This window comes from Sulfitobacter sp. GN1-4, from assembly GCF_055693825.1.
On record NZ_JBVFUQ010000003.1, the window covers coordinates 1106485 to 1123854 of the forward strand.

A 17370-nucleotide genomic window follows, 5' to 3' on the forward strand; every position below is an offset into this window, starting at 1 on the left:
AATCGCCCCATATCAGTTCAAGCTGGGGTGCATCGCCCCCGCCATCTTTGAGATGGCTTCGATATTGGCAGGCCCAGGTGTCAGCTCTTCATAGCGCAGCCCGATCCAGCGTTCGTTTTTGACCGCGTCGGTTTGGGACATGACCGGATGTTCTTGGAGAAACTTGAACGTATCTGCCGCGCCGTTGCCGGTTTGATAGTCCAGAAGCACCAGGAATTCCGGGTTGGCTGCGGCGACTGTTTCCCAGGATGTGCGGCCCCAGCTGGTGTCCATGTCATGGGTGACGTTCATGCCGCCCGCCGCGGCAATCATCGCATCTGGAATGGCGAATTTACCGGCAGTGAACGGGGCATCCGCCGGGCCATCCAGCAAAAACACACGTGGCTTTTCCAATTCGGCGGTCTGGGCCTCAATCGCGCTCAGCTGCTCTTTCCAACCGCTGACCAGCGCTTGCGCCTTGTCTTCGACATGCATCACCTGACCCAGACGCAGCACGTCATTAAACAGCAGATCCATGCTGGCCTCGGGGCGGTCTTTGTCGAGGTGCACACAGCTTTCCGTCAAGATCATCGTTTTGATGCCAAAGGGGGCCAGCGTGTCTGGTGTCACGTCACCACCGGGCTTCATGCCGTAATACCAGCCCGCAAAAAAGAGATCCGGGTCAGCAGCAACCAGGTTTTCCACGGTGGGGTATTTCGGCGCAAGCTCAGGGATGTCGCCGCGCAGGGTGTCAAATTCGGGGCTGGTCTTGTACCAACCGGTGATGCCCGTCAGGCCCACGATCTTGTCCTGAAGTCCCAAGGCAAAAGCCATATCCGTCATGTTCATATCATGAACGACCAGCCGTTCAGGCTGGCTTTCAAAGACCAAAGGCTCTCCGCAATTGTCGACGGTGACTTCGTGTGCGGCGGCACTGCTTGCCACAGCGGCAGCCATGACCGCCAGCCAGATGGGTTTCATTTGATTTCACTCCTTATCATGTGAAGGCAGGGTTACGCCGGATGTCGAGTGCGGGGACAATCCGGCCTTGATGCTCGAAGCTGAGGTATTCAACTGCGAATGTGTCGCGCACAGTCTGAGAGGTGAGCACGTCAGCGACTTTGCCAAACCCCGTCAGCGCCCCTGACTTGATCAGGGCGACGTGGGTCGCAAATTCGGGAATCAGCACGAGGTCATGCACGATCATGACAACCGTGATCTCCAGATCAGAGACAAGCGACAGCATGCGGCCCTTGGCGTCGGGATCCAGATGGTTTGTTGGCTCGTCCAGGAATAACAGCTTGGGATTTTGCGCCAAGGCCCGCGCGATATGCGCACGCTGGCGTTCACCGCCAGACAGCACCGCCATGCGTTGATGGGCCAGGTGGGTCAGGCTTGTCCGGTCCAGGATGCGCGCCAGCTCAGCCTCATGCGCCGCAGCTGAGCGATCAGCGTAGATGGGGATCTGACCGAGTGAAACATAGTCCCGCAGCGTCAGCCGCCCGTCTGGTTGTTCTTGTTGGCCCACAACCGAAATCATACGGGCGCGTTCGACCGCAGACATCTGTCGCAAGCTGCGCCCATCGACAAATACGTCACCCAAGGTCAGTGCCGTTGCACCGCACAACAGGTTCAGCAGCGTCGATTTTCCCGCCCCATTTGGACCAGCGATGGCAAGGATCGCGCCCTCTTCCAGCTCAAAGGACGTATCATGCAGCAAGGCATCACCGTTCTGCGCGCTGTATGCCACTTCCCTCACACTCAGAAAACTAGGGGCTGTCATCCGGGCACCTCCCGGTCCAGCGCGGGCAGCCGCGACAGGGTTTTGTCAAACAGGGCGGCGGGGCGATCCGTGGCGTTTGTCCAGCCGTCATTGCTGCTTTGGTATTGCCGGGCAAAGGTGATCAGCGCGTCGATATCACCTTGCGTTGTGATATCCCCAAAAGGTATTGCGCTTTGCCTCTGCCTTGAAAGCCAACGGTTGCGGGTCGGTCGCATCCGGCCATGCAAGGGACGGCGCGAATGGCAAACCCGTCGGGCAAAGCCCGCTTGAGGGCTTTACGCATAGAACGGGTGGCGTCGCCGTTTTGGCAGCGCGAACAAATCAGCAGAAAGTGATCAGCTTTGCCTTCCATCATCCGCTCCGCTTGTTGCCAAGGGCGGATAGAAGGAACCTGTTGTGTTAACACGTCTGAAACGCGCCATCAAAGCCTCCTTCCAGGACACCCCGCCCTGGGTTGGTTACGTTGCGACGGCAGGTCTCCTGACTTGCGGGTCGATGCGCAGCCATCCTTCCCAGCCCTCGGGCCAGTGGTCTATGGCATTGCTCTCCGCTCACAGTTGCGGGGGCAGTTGCGGATTTGGTGCCAAATGGCGACCTCACCGCATTCCCTTTTCATCACCCAGCTGAACTGAGCGAACCATCACCCTAGCGATGGCTGAGATTCAGATGCCGGTCAATACACAATTCGAAACCAGCCACCCGTTCAGGGGAGGACGCAGCAGTCATTGGAGGCTTGAAGTGTCGAGCAATGAGACATAGATGTCTCATATGAGACAAAATAATTCCACACGATCTGCGATCATAGACGCAGCTTTCCTTGTGCTTAACGAAGACCCTGCCGCATCCCTCGCGGATGTTGCCGCGCGTGCGGGGGTGGGGCGGGCTACACTTCATCGCCACTTCAGCTCCCGGCAGGATCTGATCCTGGCGCTGGCCAAGGCCGCCATGGATGAACTTGATAGGGCCGTCGCAGACGCCACCGCTGAGGCGGCTTCCCACACCGAAGGGCTGCGCCTGACGTTGCAGGCTGTCATCCCACTGGCCACCCGCCAGTGGTTTCTGGCGCATGAGGATTTTGATGCGGCCCCTGATCTGACAGCCAGATATGAGGCCGACCAGCAAGAGCTGTACGAGGCCATCGAAGCGGCCCGCGCCGAAGGCGGGTTTGCCGCCGATTTGCCAACCAGGTGGATCGTGGAAGTCTATGAAAACCTGATCTACGCCGGCTGGAGCATGGTCCGCGCAGAAGAAGCCACAACCCGTCAGGCCGCTGATATGGCCTGGCGCACTTTCATCAAAGGAGTGTCCGCATGACTGTTGATGTGCTCAACGATCTTGCCACGCGCATCGACGATGCGTTTTTTATCATCGGTGCTGCGATCTTGGTGATCGAACTGCTTGAGGCCTGGTTCAAAGGCACCCTAAAGCGCCGCAAGCTGATGGAGATGGTGGCCAGCGCCTCAACCCAGATCCCAAGCATCGCGTTTGAGGTGCTGGTGATGACGGGTGCCTATGCGGTCTATTATGTCTTGGCCGAAACCGTTGTGACCTGGTCGATCCCGATCACCTGGTGGAGCGTTGTTTTGGCGCTGCTGATCGCGGATTTCGTCTATTACTGGGAACACCGCATCGCCCATGAGGTCCGCATCTTGTGGACGCAACACGCCGTCCATCATTCATCGCGGGATTATAACATCGTAACGGCCGTCCGGTTTGGCCCCTTTGAAGGGGTCTGGGCGATGATCATCCATATTCCCATGGTCTTGATGGGGTTTGCGCCCGAAATGGTGTTCTTTGGTCAGATTGTTGTGCTGGCCTATCAAACCTGGCTGCACACCGAAACGATTGGCAAACTGGGCCCGTTGGAGGCGGTGCTGAATACACCCTCGCATCACCGGGTGCATCACGGGGCAGATGATAAATACCTGGACAAAAACTATGCCGGTATCCTGATCATCTGGGACCGTATGTTCGGGTCATTTCAGGTCGAAGAAGAAACGCCGCGTTACGGGTTAAAGCGTGATTTTGACAGTCAAAACCCCATCCACGTCTGGTTCTCTGAACTGCCGCAACTGTGGCGCGACCTGAAAGGCGCGAAAGGATTTCGCGAAGCCATGATGCGCCTTTTCGCGCGGCCAGGATGGGAGCCGGATAAATAGGCCTAGGCACGGAATGGCGCAGGCAGATTGATTTGAGCGTCGGCTTTGTAAATCGGGGCGCTTTTCGCTTGAATGCACTTTGCCCCCCTAAGATACTTGGTCCCTAGCCATATGCCCCAAAACTGCGGCGCAGATCTGCCTCTGCGCCGACGCCAAAGTCTGAGCCGCCAACCCCATGTCACCCGAAGACCAAAAGAAGCTCTGGATTTGGGTGGGCTGTATTACCTTCGGTTCGGTTGCAGCCTCGATGCTGATCACGGCGATAATCCTCTATCCCGATCTGGATTCACAAGGCATGGTGATCTCATTCCTGGTGCCGCTGATCATCGCGCCCGTCGCGTCCTATGTGCCCGGACGCATGTGGGTGCGCATCGGCGTGTTAAAGACCGAAGCCGAACAGGCGGCTGATAAAATCGCGTCCGTGAACAAACAGCTGCAAGACGCCTTGGCCCGCCAGCAAATGCTGTTTTCCGTGCTTGGGCACGAGATTAGGACGCCCGCCAGCTCGTTGACGATGATGTTGGAAGAACCCGGATATATGCGGCGATCCGAAAACCTTGACGTCGCCCGACAAAGCGCGCGCCATCTGGTATCAGTCATTGATGACATGCGGGCGCTGGCCAAGCCAGACCTGATGTTGCGTGGCACCCCTGCCAAATCCTCGCCCCGGTCGGTCCTGCAGCAAGCAGTTGAGAGCCAGCGCATCCTTGCAGAAAGAAAGCAGATGCAGATCCAGCTGGATCTGCCCGCGGCCTTCGACCAGGTCATGCGGTTCAACACGCAAATCCTGCGCCAGGTTGTGCTGAACCTGGTGCGCAATTCCATCCTGCACAGCCAGGGCAGCGCTCTCAATATCACAGGGCAAGGCCTTGGCACTGATCCAATGCGTTTTGAGGTGCGGTTTCAGGACGATGGCATTGGCATCGCAGAGGGCGCGCATGACGCCATCTTTGACCCGTTCCAGCGCGGCCCCAGCGTAAGTGAGGGGTTGGGCTTGGGCCTGCATGTGTGTCGCGATTTCTTGCAAACCTACTTCAACGGTGCCCTGACTGTGGAGACGAATGTCGACGGTGGTGCCACGTTTGTGATGGTGTTTGAGCTGGTGTCTTCAGACGACAAAGGTGGTGCCCAAGTTGAGCCAGCACCGTATGATTTTGCCGGAAAACGTTTGTTGCTGATCGAAGACAACGACATCGTCCGCACAATCATCAAAGCGCAGCTGGAAAAACTTGGTGCCGGAATGGCAGAGGCCGCAACCGGCCCGGAAGGGCTGCAACATGCCCTGCAATCAACCCATGACGTGATCTTGCTCGACCTCCATTTGCCCGAGTTGATGGGAGACGAGGTAGTGCGCCGCTTGCGTGCTGAAGGGTGCACACAGCCCGTCATTGGTCTAACCGCTTCTGCGATGGAGGGTGAGCATGCGCGTCTTGTTGAGGCGGGTGTGGATGCAGTGCTGGTCAAGCCGTTGGATGTTTCCCGACTGGCGCATGTTTTGGCCGGACTGCCGCAAGGCTGAGCTGCATCAGTCGCGCGTGATTATCCTCCAAGTCTTCCTGCAAACAATGCCCCCAGACACCTCGACTATACTTTAGTATAGTCCCCCTATCCCTTTACGTCATTTCCCCTCAGCGATGCCTTGTTACTGTGGAACCACAGGAAGATTGAGGGTCGAACATGGGAAAGAGGTTCAAAGAACGGCATGTCTGCGTAGACCATGCTGGAAATACCTATCACGTCGACACCTATGAAAACGTGCACTTGCGCCGCGATGTGAATGGCGACCAAGTGCAATACGTTGGGAAAACATCCGCTTGCCTTGACGATAAGACAGCCGTCATGATCGTCGCCGAAGGTGTGTACCGTGTGGTGTGGAACCAAAGGGAAATCCGGTCCGTTTCCATTTTCGGAAGCGCCTGGGGCAACCGCGTGTCTGAGGCGTTGGAGCGTCCAGCAAACAGCGTGGTTTTCCAAAGGGCCAGACCTGGGTTTCAGCAGGTGGCGCGCGGTTAGGGCAACTGTTTTTATGCCCTAAAGCATTGTGTAACGAGTACCTTGTGCATCTCTGATTTGTGTTCAGACGCAGATCAGAGATGCGCTCAATTCCCCAAAGTAATGGCTTCCGCTCAGGTCGGCCTGTCCCCTTTGATGGTGACCCGGCGGCCTTTTCGCTCTGCTGGCCAATAATCCCAGATCGCGCGGTGCATACAACACCGGTTGTCCCAAAACGCCATATCATTCAACGACCACCGATACCGAATTTGGTAGTTGATGTGTTCGGCGTGCTCAAAAAGCATGTTCAGGATTGCCGTGCTTTCACTGTCTGACAGCCCCAGGATTTTGGTGGTGAAGGTACGGTTCACAAACAAAGACTTCCGCCCGGTTTCGGGATGTGTCCGCACGATGGGGTGCACGGCCTGAGGGCAATCAATGTCGCTGTCTTTTTGGCCCCGGTCGCTGTAGCGCCCTTTGTAGATATGCTCTGAGCTGTGTAGCGCCGACAGCCCCTGCAACATCTCTTTCAGCGGATCTGACAGATCGTCAAAGGCTGCGTACATATCGCTGAACATGGTATCGCCTCCACAGGGTGGTGCGATGTGGATTTGCAGCATGGTGCCCAAGGGGGGCGTTTCATCGCAAGACACATCTGAATGCCAGAATTCCCCATTCGCGACTTTAGATGCCTTGGTGGCGTGGATCTCAAAGATCTCAGGAAAGCCGTCCATGGTCGGGGCGGCCGGATGGGCGTGCAAGGGGCCGAAACGCTTGCCAAATGCGATGTGCTGTGCGGGCGGGATTTCGTTTTGCTCTTTAAAGAAAAGCACTTGGTAGGTGTGAAAGGCGCTCTGAATTTCCGCAAATTGATCGTCTGGCACCGGTTGGCTGAGGTCCACGCCATAAATCTCAGCGCCCAGATTTGGCGCAAAGGGTCTGGCCTCAAGCGTTTTGAAATCATTGGTTTTCGGGGCGACCATGAGAACCTCCTTGGGGGGGATGCGTGATGCGTGCTGTTGTCTTATGATCAAATCTGCCTGAATAAAAACGAATTATTTTTGATGTTTGCATGAGAAAAATTGCATCATCCTGCCCGTATCCAAACCAACCCCCGGAGGATAAAGATGAGCATTCGCGCACTACGCACTTTGATCGCCATCCAGCAGCACGGCAGCTTTCGCGCCGCTGCTGAGGCAGAGCATCTGACGCCCTCTGCGGTAAGCCACCAAATGCGCAGTCTTGAAGCGTCCTGGGACCTGACGCTTTTTGATCGCTCGCTCAAGTCGCCTGCGCTGACGCAGACGGGGCTGAGCCTTGTGGCAGAGGCTGCCAAGGTCGTTGCCGCCTATGATGGGCTGGCAGCTAAGGTCAGTGCAGATACGGATCTATCGGGTGAGCTGATCCTTGGTGCGGTGCCAACGACCCTGACGGGTTTGGTGCCAAGGGGCTGACCAAACTCAAAAACAGACATCCAAATTTGCGCGTCCGCATCGTGCCGGGCCTGACCAATCAGCTTTTGCTGCAGCTGGATCGGGGCCAGATCCACGCCGGGATCATCACCCGCCCGGATGTTTTGCCAAAATCACATGTCTTTGCGCCTGTCGTTACGGAAAAGCTTGTGATGCTGGTGTCGAAGGAGACCGAAGATCACCCACCCAAAGAGCTGCTACGAACGAGACCCTACATCCGCTTTTCCCGAGACGCCGTGGTGGGCAGACAAATCGAAACCTGGCTACAGCGTCAGAAGATTGAGGTACATGACGTGATGGAGCTGGAGGGGTTGGAGGCCATTTCCAGCATGGTGGCCGCCGGATTGGGTGTGTCGATCGTACCGGAGAGTTGCGTCGTGACAGACGCGCATTTGCCGCTAAGAAAGCTGCCACTTGAACAAGAGGGTCTTGCTCGTGTGCTTGGCGTGGTGCGGCAGGTCTCCTCCCCTCGGGCGGGCATGGTGGAGGCTGCCACGCAGGCGCTTGTTGACGCGATAGGCGCAGCCTAGGGCGGGGCGATCACAACGTCTGGCCAATCGCGGAACCTGTGCCTAACCTATGCCTCTGACACCCGGCGCCCGGCCCGGTATGCAGCGCGCCGCGCGTGAACCAGAGATAAAAAGGACAAAGGGATGAACCCAGCACTGTGGCTTTCCCGCACGGCCAAGCGGCACCCAGAGGCACCTGCCTTGTTTCGCGCAGAAAACTGTATCGCGGATTATGCCAGCTTTGCCGCCCGTGCCGCGGGGCTTGCTGCGGGCTTGGCCCAAAAAGGCATCGCATCTGGTGACCGTGTCGCTCTTTTTTCCAACAACCGGATTGAATACCTGATTGCGCTTTATGCGATCTGGTGGCGCGGTGCCGTGGCTGTTCCCATCAACGGCAAGCTGCATGGCAAAGAAGCTGCTTGGATCATTGATGACGCAGGTGCAGAGTTTGTCTTTGTCGATGAAAAAACGCAATCCGACCTAATGCCAGCGTTGGCACCCACTGTCACATGCATTTCGCTGGCAGATGCCGCGTTTTCGCAGTTGTGCGCGACGCCGGGTGGCGCTGGCCCGGCGCTGCTCGATGCGGATGATGTGGTCTGGCTGTTCTATACCTCTGGCACCACAGGACGGCCCAAGGGGGTGATGATCACCGCAGGCAATGTATCGTCCATGACGCTCAGCTATTTTGCGGATGTCGATGATGTCTTAGCCGGGGATGCCATCTTATACGCCGCCCCTATGAGCCACGGTGCAGGTATTTACAACTTCATGCATGTGCTGCGCGGCGCGCGTCACGTTGTGCCGGACAGTGGCGGTTTTGATGCGGCGGAAATTCTGGAACTTGCCCCCAAGATTGGATCCGTTTCGATGTTCGCGGCCCCGACCATGGTGCGCCGGTTGGTGGACGTGGCCAAGGCAAGCGGTCGGGACGGGCAAGGGTTGCGCACCATCGTCTATGCAGGCGGGCCGATGTATGAGGCGGATATTCTGGAAGCGACCCAGACGATGGGCCCGCGATTTGTGCAGGTCTACGGCCAAGGGGAATGCCCAATGGGGATCACCGCCCTGACCCGCGCGCAGGTGGCGGATCGGAGCCATCCAAGATGGCGCGCACGGCTCAATTCCGTTGGTTGCGCCCAGTCAGAGGTTGAAGTTGCGATCTTTGATCAGGATGGAAAACCTGTGGCCGCTGAGGAGGTGGGTGAAATCGTTGTGCGCGGGCGTACCGTCATGAAAGGATATTGGCAAAACCCGGAAGCCACGGCCAAGACCATTCAGGACGGCTGGCTTTGGACAGGGGACATGGGCCATATGGATGCGGATGGGTTTGTCACGATGCAAGACCGGTCCAAAGACATGATCATCTCTGGCGGCTCCAACATCTATCCGCGCGAAATTGAAGAAGTGCTTTTGGCGCACCCAAGTGTCAGCGAAGCCGCTGTTGTGGGGCAAATTGATCCGGAATGGGGTGAGATCGTTGTCGCCTTCATTGTGGCCAGCCCCGCAGATGCGCTCACCCCTCAGACGCTGGATGCCCTTTGTCTGGAACGCATTGCGCGGTTCAAACGCCCCAAAGCCTACCGTTTTGTCGATGCGCTGCCAAAGAACAACTATGGTAAGGTACTGAAAACCGAACTGCGCGCGATGCTGAAGCGTACATCGGACGCATAGGGTGGGGTGGTCATTGCGCATCCTCGCAAACACGATACGCTGACTTCAACCCAGAAGATAATCTGGTCGGACCCAATACACCCAGGCATGCAAACTGTGAATCTGTCTGCCGATGGATAGACTTCTTCATACGCGACAATAAAGTCGGTCTGTTTTTAGCTGGGGAATAACATGCCGATCACCACTTCTGCCGTCGCTGTTGTGCAGCGCTATCTGATGACGCTCTTTCAGCAAGTTGCGTTTTTCGCCGTCTCACTCACCTTGTTCGTTGGCGGGGCTTGGGCGCAGTCCTCAGACGGCGGTGCAGCGCTCACCACCATCCAAAAGCGCGGTGCATTGATCATCGGCTCTGACATCCCTTACGGGGTGATGGAGTTCTTTGACGCAGATGGGAACCCCACGGGCATCGACATAGATATCGCGCGCCGCATCGCAGACGATCTTGATGTGACCTTGACGGTTGAAACGATGCCTTTTGATGAGCTGTTTACAGCGCTGGATGCAGGCAAGGTTGATGTGCTTTTGTCTGCGGTCACAATCACGCCGGAACGGCAAGAAAAGATGTTGTTCAGCGTGCCTTATCTGGATGCGGGCATGTCCATTGCCGTGGCCGCAGATGATACGTCTATCTCTGCCAAGGAAGACTTGATCGACAAGAAAGTTGGCGTGCTGACGGGGACTTTGGGGGAAGAGCTGATGCAGAAATCAGACTTCATCAATTCCGATTTGCTGGTGTCTTACAAAAGCAATGAGACCCGCTTGGCCGATTTGGCCTCGGGTAAAATCGACGCGGCGGTTGTCCACTTTCTGACCGGGGCCGTCCCGGGGATCCGCACGATTGAGCCCCCTCTGACGCAATCGTTCTACGGTGTTGTCGCCCGCTCGGGCGAGGCGGCGCTGATGCAGCAGATCAACGAAAGCTTACGTGCAATGCAGCGCGACGGTGAAATCCGGGCCATCGTGCGCCGCTATCTGGAGTAGGGGCGCCAGGTCGCGATGTTCGATATGAGCGAAGCTTAGTCTCAGCATGTCGATCAACCGAAAGATAATCGCTCTTATCTCTGTGGCCTCGGTGTTCATTTTTTCACTGATCGCTTTGGTGGATTGGCGGCGCATCAACGAAAGCTTGGAAATCGTTTTCGTAAGAGAGGCGTTTTCAATGGCGCGGGGGTTGGAAACGGCCCTTGCGAGTGCCCCATCGCTTGAACTTGGCGAGAGCGGCTTTGCGGCCATACAGCGCGCGATGCTGTCAGATCAAAACCTGGTGTCTGTGGTGATCTCGGTCCCCAGAGAGGCTGGGTTGGTCCCTGAACTGTCGAACGATATGGCAAACGGGCCGCAGGAAACTGGCGCGCTCCCGCGCACAGCTTTTGAGACCGGGCAGGAGCTGCACCGCATCTTTGATACCCCCCAAAGCGGGCAGCAATTGGCTATTGCAAAGCCGCTTTATATGGCGCGCCAACCCGTGGCTGTTATGGAGCTGCGTTTCTCCATGGCGCAGCTGCGCCGCGACGCATCCGCGATCTTTCTCAACGATCTGATGATCATCGCTCTTTTGATGATCTGCCTATCGATGCTGCTCTATGTGGCCACCCGGCGCATTGTTGTGCGGCCCATCAAACGCCTGACCAGCAGTGTTGATCATTTTGCTTCAACCGGTCAGCTCACTTTGAACACAAAGGCTGCGGGGGATGAGATTGGCGCCCTTACACAGAGCTTTGAAAAGATGGCCAGCAGCATTCTGGAAGCCCAGGAAAAGAAAGATCAGGTTAGCCGGCTTGAGGCGGTGGGTCAGTTAACCGGTGGCGTCGCACACGATTTTAACAATCTGTTGCAGATCATCCTGAGCAGCTCAGAGTTGTTGAAAGCGATGGTCGATGATCCAAGCAAACGCGAGATCATTGACGACATTGCCGGTGCCGCGCTGCGAGGGAATGAGCTGACCTCGCGTCTCTTGGCATATGCGCAGAAGCAGAACTTGCAACCGGTGTTGCTGGATCTGAATGCCGAGGGTGAAAACATCACGCGGCTTTTGCAACGCGCGCTTGGCGGCGCGATTGAGTGGCATTGCGAAGAAGCTCAGCAGATGTGGGCCCATGCGGACCGGGGACAGTTTGAAAATGCGCTGATCAACTTGGCGATCAACGCACGCGACGCAATGGAAGACGGCGGGACCGTGCGCCTGAATATCCGGCAAGAACATCTTTCCCGCAATGACTTGGTGCCCGGGTTTGTGGCCGCGCCGGGAGCATACATTGTGGTGGATGTCATCGACAGCGGTGCCGGCATCCCAGAGGCTGCACTCGACCGGATTTATGAGCCTTTCTTCACCACCAAGTCTGTCGGCAAAGGAAGCGGCCTGGGTTTGTCGATGGTTTTTGGTTTCATTCGGCAATCAAAGGGACAGATAAAAATCGAAACCACTTTGGGGGTGGGCACCAAAGTGTCGCTCTACCTGCCCAAAGCAAATGAGCAAGGGATCCCGGCCCCTGCACGCCCCGCATCTGACACCGCCGCCCCGCACAAACTGTCGGTCCTGGTGGTAGAGGATGAGCCATCTTTCCGGTCGATGATCGGACGCCACCTGGAAAGCCATGGCCACAAGGTGGTCCTGGCACCTGACGGGCAGATTGGCCTTGAATTGCTGCATGCTTCCCCAGCTATCGATATCTTGATTTCCGACGTGGCTTTGCCGGGGCCGCTAAACGGTTTCGATGTCTACCGGGAGGCTGTAGAAATGCGGCCCCAGCTGCGGTGCATTTTGATGTCTGGGCATATGCTGAAAGGTCTTGATGACCTGCAAGGCAAGGTGCCGGTTCTCAGCAAGCCTTTCAGTCTGGCTGAGCTTGACGCAACCCTGGCGGGCATTGCCGCGCCCTAGCTGTCAGCGCTTGGTCCTTGACCGGGCCAGTTGCCGCTCAGAGGCGCATGGATTTTCGGTCACCCCTGCCCAAAGAAACCCTTTTGCACGTGTGAATTGGTAGACAAACCAGTGTCATGCTGGAAAATTGTCACCTGAGGGAGGTTCGTGCGGGTGGAGATTGTTCTGACAACGGAAATGATTGTGGTGCTCGGTATCCTGGGCGTCACCGTTGCGTTGTTTGTGACAGAAGCCTTCCGCATTGATTTCTCAGCTATTTTGGTCATGGTCACGCTGGGGCTGCTGTCGCAGGTGCCGGGGCTCGATAACCTTGCCGATCCCACGCGCCTTTTTGAGGGTTTTGCATCAAACGCGGTGATTTCGATTATAGCGGTCATGATCCTTGGGGCAGGGTTGGACCGCACCGGGCTGATGAGCCAAGTGGCCGCGACCATCCTGAAATACGGGGGCAAGACCGAGGCGCGGATCATCCCGATCATTTCAGGCACGGTCGGCATCATCTCAAGCTTCATGCAAAATGTTGGCGCTGCAGCCCTCTTTTTGCCCGTGGTCAGTCGCATCTCCACACGGACTAATTTGCCGTTAAGCCGGTTGCTGATGCCCATGGGGTTTTGCGCCATTCTGGGGGGGACGGTTACTTTGGTTGGGTCCTCGCCGTTGATCTTGCTGAACGATCTGATCCTTACCTCCAACCAGTCGCTGCCTGCGGAGGCGCAGATGCAGACGTTTTCACTGTTCTCCGTGACGCCCGTAGGGCTGAGCCTGGTTGCGACGGGTATTTTGTATTTCATGATTTTGGGCCGCTGGGTTCTGCCCAACCGCGGCACCAAGGACGAAGGCACCAGCAGCCAGTCGGTGCAGGAGTACCTCAAGAAGATATACGGGCTAAAATCGGATCTGGTTGAAGTGGTGGTGCCGGAGGGGTCATTGCTGCGCGGACAGACCTTTGCCGACATCATGCTGGCGCATAACCTTTACATCATCGGCTCCTATCATCGCGGCCAAAGGTGGTTCACACCCATTCTCTCCACCAAGGTCGAAGACCCCTGCCGCCTGGCGATTTTGGGCCGGCGCAAGGTGATTGAGGATATTGCCTTTGCCTATGGGCTGGAGGTGTTGCCAGAGCTGGATATCTTCGCCGAAGCCTATGCGCCAACCGTGTCGGGTGTGGCCGAAGTCGTGATCCCACCCGACAGCGATTTGATTGGCAAAACCGCCCGTGACGTGGTGATGCGCAAAACCTATGGGCTGGGGCTGTTGGCGGTGCACCGCGGTGGAGAAACGCTGAGCCTTGTGGAAACGGAAGAGCATGAGGCCACCGACATCAGCGCAGAACCTTTTCGGGCAGGCGATACCTTGGTCGCCTTCACCGCCTGGGATAGCCTGGCACGGCTGACGCGCAACCGTGACTTTGTGGTGGTGACCAGTGATTTCCCAATGGAAGAAATTCGCCCAAACAAGGTGACCTGGGCGCTGCTGTTCTTTGCCATCACCGTCGGTTTGATCTTGTTTACAGACCTGCGCCTGTCCATTGCACTTTTGGTTGGCGCAAGCGGGATGATCGCAACCAACGTGTTGCGCATTGATGAAGCCTATGAAGCGGTCAGTTGGCCCACCGTGTTCTTGCTGGCCAGTCTGATCCCTCTGGGCCAAGCCGTGCAAAACACCGGCACCGCCGCCTGGATCGCGCAGCAAATCCTAAGCTTGCTGGACGGCTGGCCGCTTTGGGGCTTGCAAGCGGGCATCGCCGTTCTTGCCACGGCCTTCACGCTGGTGATGTCAAATGTGGGTGCCACTGTGCTCTTGGTCCCCTTAGCGGTTTCCATTGCCATCGCCGCGGGCGGAGACCCGGCTGTCTTTGCGCTGACCGTGGCGATCTCAACCTCGAATTCATTCCTGATCCCAACACATCAGGTGAACGCGCTGATCATGGGGCCTGCGGGGTATAAAGTGACCGATTTCATGAAAAGCGGGGGCATCATGACCGTGCTTTTCCTGGTGGTGTCCCTGACAATGATGAACCTAGTGTTTTAGGGCCTCATGCCCCGGCACGCGCCTAAGGTCCTTCAGGCGGCCAGACCCGGCTGTCTTCGCTTTTGCGCCAGTTTTCAACCCACTCGGGCAGTGGTGGAAACGCGTCTGAGGCACCCATTTCGGTCAGAAACTCCTCCATCGGGACCCGCGCGTTGCCCTTACGCGCACAGGCCCGGTAAAGAACGCTGGCGTGGCACACGTCATTGCGCCAAATCGTGTGATGCAGGTAGACAAAACGATCATCGCAGCCGATGGCCGCCGATTTCATCGTGTACCGGCGAAACGGCAGGATGCGGCGTTGCCACCTCACCGTGGCCCCCGCCATTGTCAGCTGCCACTTGTTGCGCAAGATAACCGCGATCAGCCCGCCGCGCAGCGCCAGCGGAAAGCGCCCCATGTCCGTGAAGGTCAGCACGCGGCCGTTGTTCATCTCACCAAACATGTCGACGTCCCAAGGCATGCAATAGTGATGCGACACATGCGTGTCCCAGTTTCCGATCTTGGATTGCCGCGCGGCGACAAACATTTGCCAGGTCAGTCTGCCAAAGGGGTACATCGGTCTCTCCATTATCTTTGGGCGCAGGCCCGGCCGCATCCATCTCAGACGCATGTAGCGCAGCTCAGGTGGCATCAAGAATTGATTGCTAGGCCTGCCCGCGCAGGTGCAGTGGTTCTTTGCCCTCACGCGGCTAGCAGGCAGTCTGGGCAAGCAAAAGCGTGACGTTGCTGTCAGAGAACGTAAATGCGCACAGGGCGGTTGCTATCGCCCCAGATCGCCGCAATTCTAGGCCAGAATGCACAAGGTTCATGCGCGGGGCGTGCGGGGCAAGCTTAGATCATGACGGCTGGTGTGATGCGCCGTGTCTTGGGCCGAATGCAAACCGTGACCGGGATCAGGCCCGAGTAACAAAAGACAGGTAATCAAAAATGAAGCTTGAATTTCATCACATCAATTATGTCGCGGACGACGTGGACCGTATGCATGATTTCTACACCAATGTGCTTGGACTGGACGATGTGCCTGCGCAGAATTTTCCGCGTACAAAGGCAGATGAAAATACCGGCTTTGACGGTAAAATCCGCTTTGCGACCGAAGGGTCAATGGAGATGCATCTGGCCGAGCGCGCGTTTGATGTGGCGTTCAGAAACGGTCAGGTGATCAACCCGGTGGAACGCGGCCATATCGCGTTTCGCACGGACGATCTTAAGGCGTTTCTGGCCGTGCTGGACGCCCGCGGGATCCCTTATTCAGATTACGGCACCGCGTTTTCCCAAGAATGGCATCAGGTCTTTTTCCAAGACCCCGAAGGCAACGTGATAGAGGTGCACCAACAGGTCGCGACCATGACCTGAGCCACGCGAAAAGTGCGCGACCGCTGGTGTGCGCTTAGGCGCCAAGCTGCTCCATCAGCCGGGCATAGGCTGTCTGCCCTTTGCGGAACGTTGGCAGGCGAAAGAACTCATCAGGGGCGTGCTGGTTTTCGTCGTCATGCCCAAAGGCAAACATCACAGCGTGCAGGCCAAGCTGATCCAGCAGGGTAGACATCACCGGGATGGACCCGCCAACACGGGTTTTCAGCGGTGCCTTGCCATAAACCTCTTCCAACACTTGGCCAGCAATCGCCGTGGCGTTATGCCCTGTGGGCACCAGAAATGGATCGGCGCGGCCTGGGTTCTTGGTCACCTCTGCGGTGACGCCTGGGGGGCAATGTGCGGCGACATGGGCGGCGATCAGATCAAAGATCGCCTCAGGGCTTTGGTTGGCAACCAACCGGCAGGTGATCTTGGCTGAGGCCTCAGACGGCAGCACCGTTTTGGTGCCAGCCCCCTGCCAGCCAGAGGTCAGGCCGTTCACCTCAAATGTGGGGCGGGCCCAAAGGTTTTCGCGTGTGCTGTACCCCGGCTCTCCATGCGTGCTGGGGGCACCCGTTTGTGCAAGATAGGCCGCTTCATCCCACGGCACTTGGGCAATTGCTGCGCGGTCTTCATCGGTAAGATCGACCACATCATCATAAAACCCGTCGATGGTGATCAGCCCGTCTGGCGTTTTCATGCTGGCCAACAGATGAGCAAGCGCCAGCCCTGGATTGGCCACGCCGCCCCCATGCATCCCAGAGTGCAGATCAGACTGCGCCCCCGTCACCTTAATCTCAAGCGAGGTGAGCCCCTTAAGGCCAAGCACGACCTGCGGGGTTTCCGTGTCCCACTGCCCGCCATCGGCTGAAAAGATCATGTCGGCCTGCAACTTATCTAGGTTAGCCTCAATAAAGGGCGGCAAATCGGGTGAGCCGATTTCCTCTTGTCCTTCGAAAAAGAACCTGACGTTTACGGGCAGCTTGCCTGTCTCGGCCAGCAAGGCTTCAGCGGCCACAATGGGCACCATCATCGCGCCTTTGTCGTCTGTCGCACCGCGCCCGTAAATCCGGTCGCCCCGGATCGCCGGTTCAAAGGGTGGGGATGACCACAGATCAAAGGGTTCCGCTGGCTGGACGTCGAAATGGCCGTAGATCAGGATTGTTGGCTTGTCGGCACCGGCATGAAGCCAATCGGCACAGACAACCGGATGGCCAGCCGTTTCCAACATCTCAGCGTTGTCGATGCCTGCGGCGGTCAGGCGGTCCACAACCCATTGCCCTGCGGTGCGGACATCGGTTGCGTTTTCCGGTTTGGCCGAGACGGAAGGTATGCGGATAAAATCGCAAAGCTCATCCACGAAACGCTGTTGATGTGTGTCCAGATAGGTGTCCCAGGTCATGAAATATCCCTTCCGTTGCCTGCAAACAGTCTGTCGCGAGGCGCGCTGCTGCGCAAGTTGTCTTGCAGGGGGGCGTAAGGTGCCCGCCTGATATGCGGTAGCAGGCACTCCGAAAGAAATCTCAGACGTTAG

17 protein-coding genes and 1 riboswitch are annotated in these 17370 nt (G+C 57.3%); of the genes, 11 read left to right on the forward strand and 6 right to left on the reverse strand.

All coding sequences use genetic code 11. The features are described from left to right. Window positions 1-12 precede the first annotated feature (12 nt). From ACZ1HM_RS05930 to ACZ1HM_RS05940, 3 genes are read right to left on the reverse strand one after another with little or no spacing between them, the layout of a single operon-like run. Window positions 13-960: an ABC transporter substrate-binding protein gene (locus tag ACZ1HM_RS05930; RefSeq protein ID WP_472741950.1), complete on the reverse strand. Its 948-nt coding sequence runs from the start codon at window positions 958-960 to the stop codon at window positions 13-15. Between the two features lie 16 nt (window positions 961-976). Further along, entirely contained in the window at window positions 977-1729 is a 753-nt protein-coding gene (locus ACZ1HM_RS05935; RefSeq protein WP_472741951.1) for an ABC transporter ATP-binding protein, read from the reverse strand. A 29-nt stretch (window positions 1730-1758) separates the two neighbouring features. Continuing rightward, the gene (locus ACZ1HM_RS05940) at window positions 1759-1977 is read right to left on the reverse strand and encodes a DUF1636 family protein (protein WP_472741952.1); all 219 of its coding nucleotides are present in this window, start codon (window positions 1975-1977) and stop codon (window positions 1759-1761) included. A gap of 238 nt (window positions 1978-2215) precedes the next feature. Continuing rightward, window positions 2216-2419, reverse strand: a riboswitch (cobalamin riboswitch). 111 nt (window positions 2420-2530) lie between these two features. Between ACZ1HM_RS05940 and ACZ1HM_RS05945 the strand changes: the two genes are divergently transcribed. The 4 genes from ACZ1HM_RS05945 to ACZ1HM_RS05960 all read left to right on the forward strand — a co-directional run bounded on the left by ACZ1HM_RS05945 (window position 2531) and on the right by ACZ1HM_RS05960 (window position 5934). Then, window positions 2531-3076: a TetR/AcrR family transcriptional regulator gene (locus ACZ1HM_RS05945; RefSeq protein WP_472741953.1), complete on the forward strand. Its 546-nt coding sequence runs from the start codon at window positions 2531-2533 to the stop codon at window positions 3074-3076. After that, the gene (locus tag ACZ1HM_RS05950) at window positions 3073-3921 is read left to right on the forward strand and encodes a sterol desaturase family protein (protein WP_472741954.1); all 849 of its coding nucleotides are present in this window, start codon (window positions 3073-3075) and stop codon (window positions 3919-3921) included. Before ACZ1HM_RS05945 ends, ACZ1HM_RS05950 begins: the two co-directional genes overlap by 4 nt. A gap of 175 nt (window positions 3922-4096) precedes the next feature. After that, window positions 4097-5440, forward strand: a complete 1344-nt coding sequence (locus ACZ1HM_RS05955; RefSeq protein WP_472741955.1) for a hybrid sensor histidine kinase/response regulator — start codon at window positions 4097-4099, stop codon at window positions 5438-5440. Window positions 5441-5598: 158 nt separating this feature from the next. After that, window positions 5599-5934 carry a hypothetical protein gene (locus tag ACZ1HM_RS05960; protein ID WP_472741956.1) on the forward strand — a complete coding sequence of 112 codons (336 nt, stop codon included), beginning with the start codon at window positions 5599-5601 and terminating at the stop codon, window positions 5932-5934. 113 nt (window positions 5935-6047) lie between these two features. Here the strand turns inward: ACZ1HM_RS05960 and ACZ1HM_RS05965 are convergent, their stop codons facing one another. Beyond that, window positions 6048-6896, reverse strand: coding sequence for a TauD/TfdA dioxygenase family protein (locus ACZ1HM_RS05965; RefSeq protein WP_472741957.1), 849 nt, complete (start codon window positions 6894-6896; stop codon window positions 6048-6050). A gap of 144 nt (window positions 6897-7040) precedes the next feature. On the opposite strand from ACZ1HM_RS05965, the gene ACZ1HM_RS05970 reads away from it, so the two are divergent. From ACZ1HM_RS05970 to ACZ1HM_RS05995, 6 genes are all read left to right on the forward strand, one after another. After that, window positions 7041-7367: a LysR family transcriptional regulator gene (locus ACZ1HM_RS05970; RefSeq protein WP_472741958.1), complete on the forward strand. Its 327-nt coding sequence runs from the start codon at window positions 7041-7043 to the stop codon at window positions 7365-7367. 26 nt (window positions 7368-7393) lie between these two features. Beyond that, window positions 7394-7915 (forward strand): LysR substrate-binding domain-containing protein, encoded by a 522-nt coding sequence (locus ACZ1HM_RS05975; protein ID WP_472741959.1) that lies wholly within the window; start codon window positions 7394-7396, stop codon window positions 7913-7915. A gap of 123 nt (window positions 7916-8038) precedes the next feature. Then, the gene (locus tag ACZ1HM_RS05980) at window positions 8039-9568 is read left to right on the forward strand and encodes an AMP-binding protein (RefSeq protein WP_472741960.1); all 1530 of its coding nucleotides are present in this window, start codon (window positions 8039-8041) and stop codon (window positions 9566-9568) included. 171 nt (window positions 9569-9739) lie between these two features. After that, window positions 9740-10549 carry an ABC transporter substrate-binding protein gene (locus ACZ1HM_RS05985; protein ID WP_472741961.1) on the forward strand — a complete coding sequence of 270 codons (810 nt, stop codon included), beginning with the start codon at window positions 9740-9742 and terminating at the stop codon, window positions 10547-10549. A gap of 46 nt (window positions 10550-10595) precedes the next feature. Continuing rightward, window positions 10596-12449 (forward strand): ATP-binding protein, encoded by a 1854-nt coding sequence (locus tag ACZ1HM_RS05990; RefSeq protein WP_472741962.1) that lies wholly within the window; start codon window positions 10596-10598, stop codon window positions 12447-12449. Between the two features lie 177 nt (window positions 12450-12626). Continuing rightward, entirely contained in the window at window positions 12627-14483 is a 1857-nt protein-coding gene (locus tag ACZ1HM_RS05995) for an SLC13 family permease (protein ID WP_472744578.1), read from the forward strand. A gap of 22 nt (window positions 14484-14505) precedes the next feature. Here ACZ1HM_RS05995 and ACZ1HM_RS06000 read toward each other — a convergent pair whose 3' ends face one another. After that, window positions 14506-15039: an acyl-CoA thioesterase gene (locus tag ACZ1HM_RS06000; RefSeq protein ID WP_472741963.1), complete on the reverse strand. Its 534-nt coding sequence runs from the start codon at window positions 15037-15039 to the stop codon at window positions 14506-14508. Between the two features lie 371 nt (window positions 15040-15410). On the opposite strand from ACZ1HM_RS06000, the gene ACZ1HM_RS06005 reads away from it, so the two are divergent. Further along, window positions 15411-15836 carry a VOC family protein gene (locus tag ACZ1HM_RS06005; protein ID WP_472741964.1) on the forward strand — a complete coding sequence of 142 codons (426 nt, stop codon included), beginning with the start codon at window positions 15411-15413 and terminating at the stop codon, window positions 15834-15836. 34 nt (window positions 15837-15870) lie between these two features. Here ACZ1HM_RS06005 and ACZ1HM_RS06010 read toward each other — a convergent pair whose 3' ends face one another. Beyond that, entirely contained in the window at window positions 15871-17238 is a 1368-nt protein-coding gene (locus tag ACZ1HM_RS06010) for a dipeptidase (protein ID WP_472741965.1), read from the reverse strand. Window positions 17239-17370 lie beyond the last annotated feature (132 nt).

Bases quoted from the DNA above. Each gene is read 5' to 3' on its own strand.
- ACZ1HM_RS05930 (WP_472741950.1), bottom strand. From the start codon at position 960: ATGAAACCCATCTGGCTGGCGGTCATGGCTGCCGCTGTGGCAAGCAGT.
- ACZ1HM_RS05940 (WP_472741952.1), bottom strand. From the start codon at position 1,977: ATGCGACCGACCCGCAACCGTTGGCTTTCAAGGCAGAGGCAAAGCGCA.
- ACZ1HM_RS05945 (WP_472741953.1), top strand. From the start codon at position 2,531: ATGAGACAAAATAATTCCACACGATCTGCGATCATAGACGCAGCTTTC.
- ACZ1HM_RS05950 (WP_472741954.1), top strand. From the start codon at position 3,073: ATGACTGTTGATGTGCTCAACGATCTTGCCACGCGCATCGACGATGCG.
- ACZ1HM_RS05955 (WP_472741955.1), top strand. From the start codon at position 4,097: ATGTCACCCGAAGACCAAAAGAAGCTCTGGATTTGGGTGGGCTGTATT.
- ACZ1HM_RS05960 (WP_472741956.1), top strand. From the start codon at position 5,599: ATGGGAAAGAGGTTCAAAGAACGGCATGTCTGCGTAGACCATGCTGGA.
- ACZ1HM_RS05965 (WP_472741957.1), bottom strand. From the start codon at position 6,896: ATGGTCGCCCCGAAAACCAATGATTTCAAAACGCTTGAGGCCAGACCC.
- ACZ1HM_RS05970 (WP_472741958.1), top strand. From the start codon at position 7,041: ATGAGCATTCGCGCACTACGCACTTTGATCGCCATCCAGCAGCACGGC.
- ACZ1HM_RS05980 (WP_472741960.1), top strand. From the start codon at position 8,039: ATGAACCCAGCACTGTGGCTTTCCCGCACGGCCAAGCGGCACCCAGAG.
- ACZ1HM_RS05985 (WP_472741961.1), top strand. From the start codon at position 9,740: ATGCCGATCACCACTTCTGCCGTCGCTGTTGTGCAGCGCTATCTGATG.
- ACZ1HM_RS05990 (WP_472741962.1), top strand. From the start codon at position 10,596: ATGTCGATCAACCGAAAGATAATCGCTCTTATCTCTGTGGCCTCGGTG.
- ACZ1HM_RS05995 (WP_472744578.1), top strand. From the start codon at position 12,627: ATGATTGTGGTGCTCGGTATCCTGGGCGTCACCGTTGCGTTGTTTGTG.
- ACZ1HM_RS06000 (WP_472741963.1), bottom strand. From the start codon at position 15,039: ATGTACCCCTTTGGCAGACTGACCTGGCAAATGTTTGTCGCCGCGCGG.
- ACZ1HM_RS06005 (WP_472741964.1), top strand. From the start codon at position 15,411: ATGAAGCTTGAATTTCATCACATCAATTATGTCGCGGACGACGTGGAC.
- ACZ1HM_RS06010 (WP_472741965.1), bottom strand. From the start codon at position 17,238: ATGACCTGGGACACCTATCTGGACACACATCAACAGCGTTTCGTGGAT.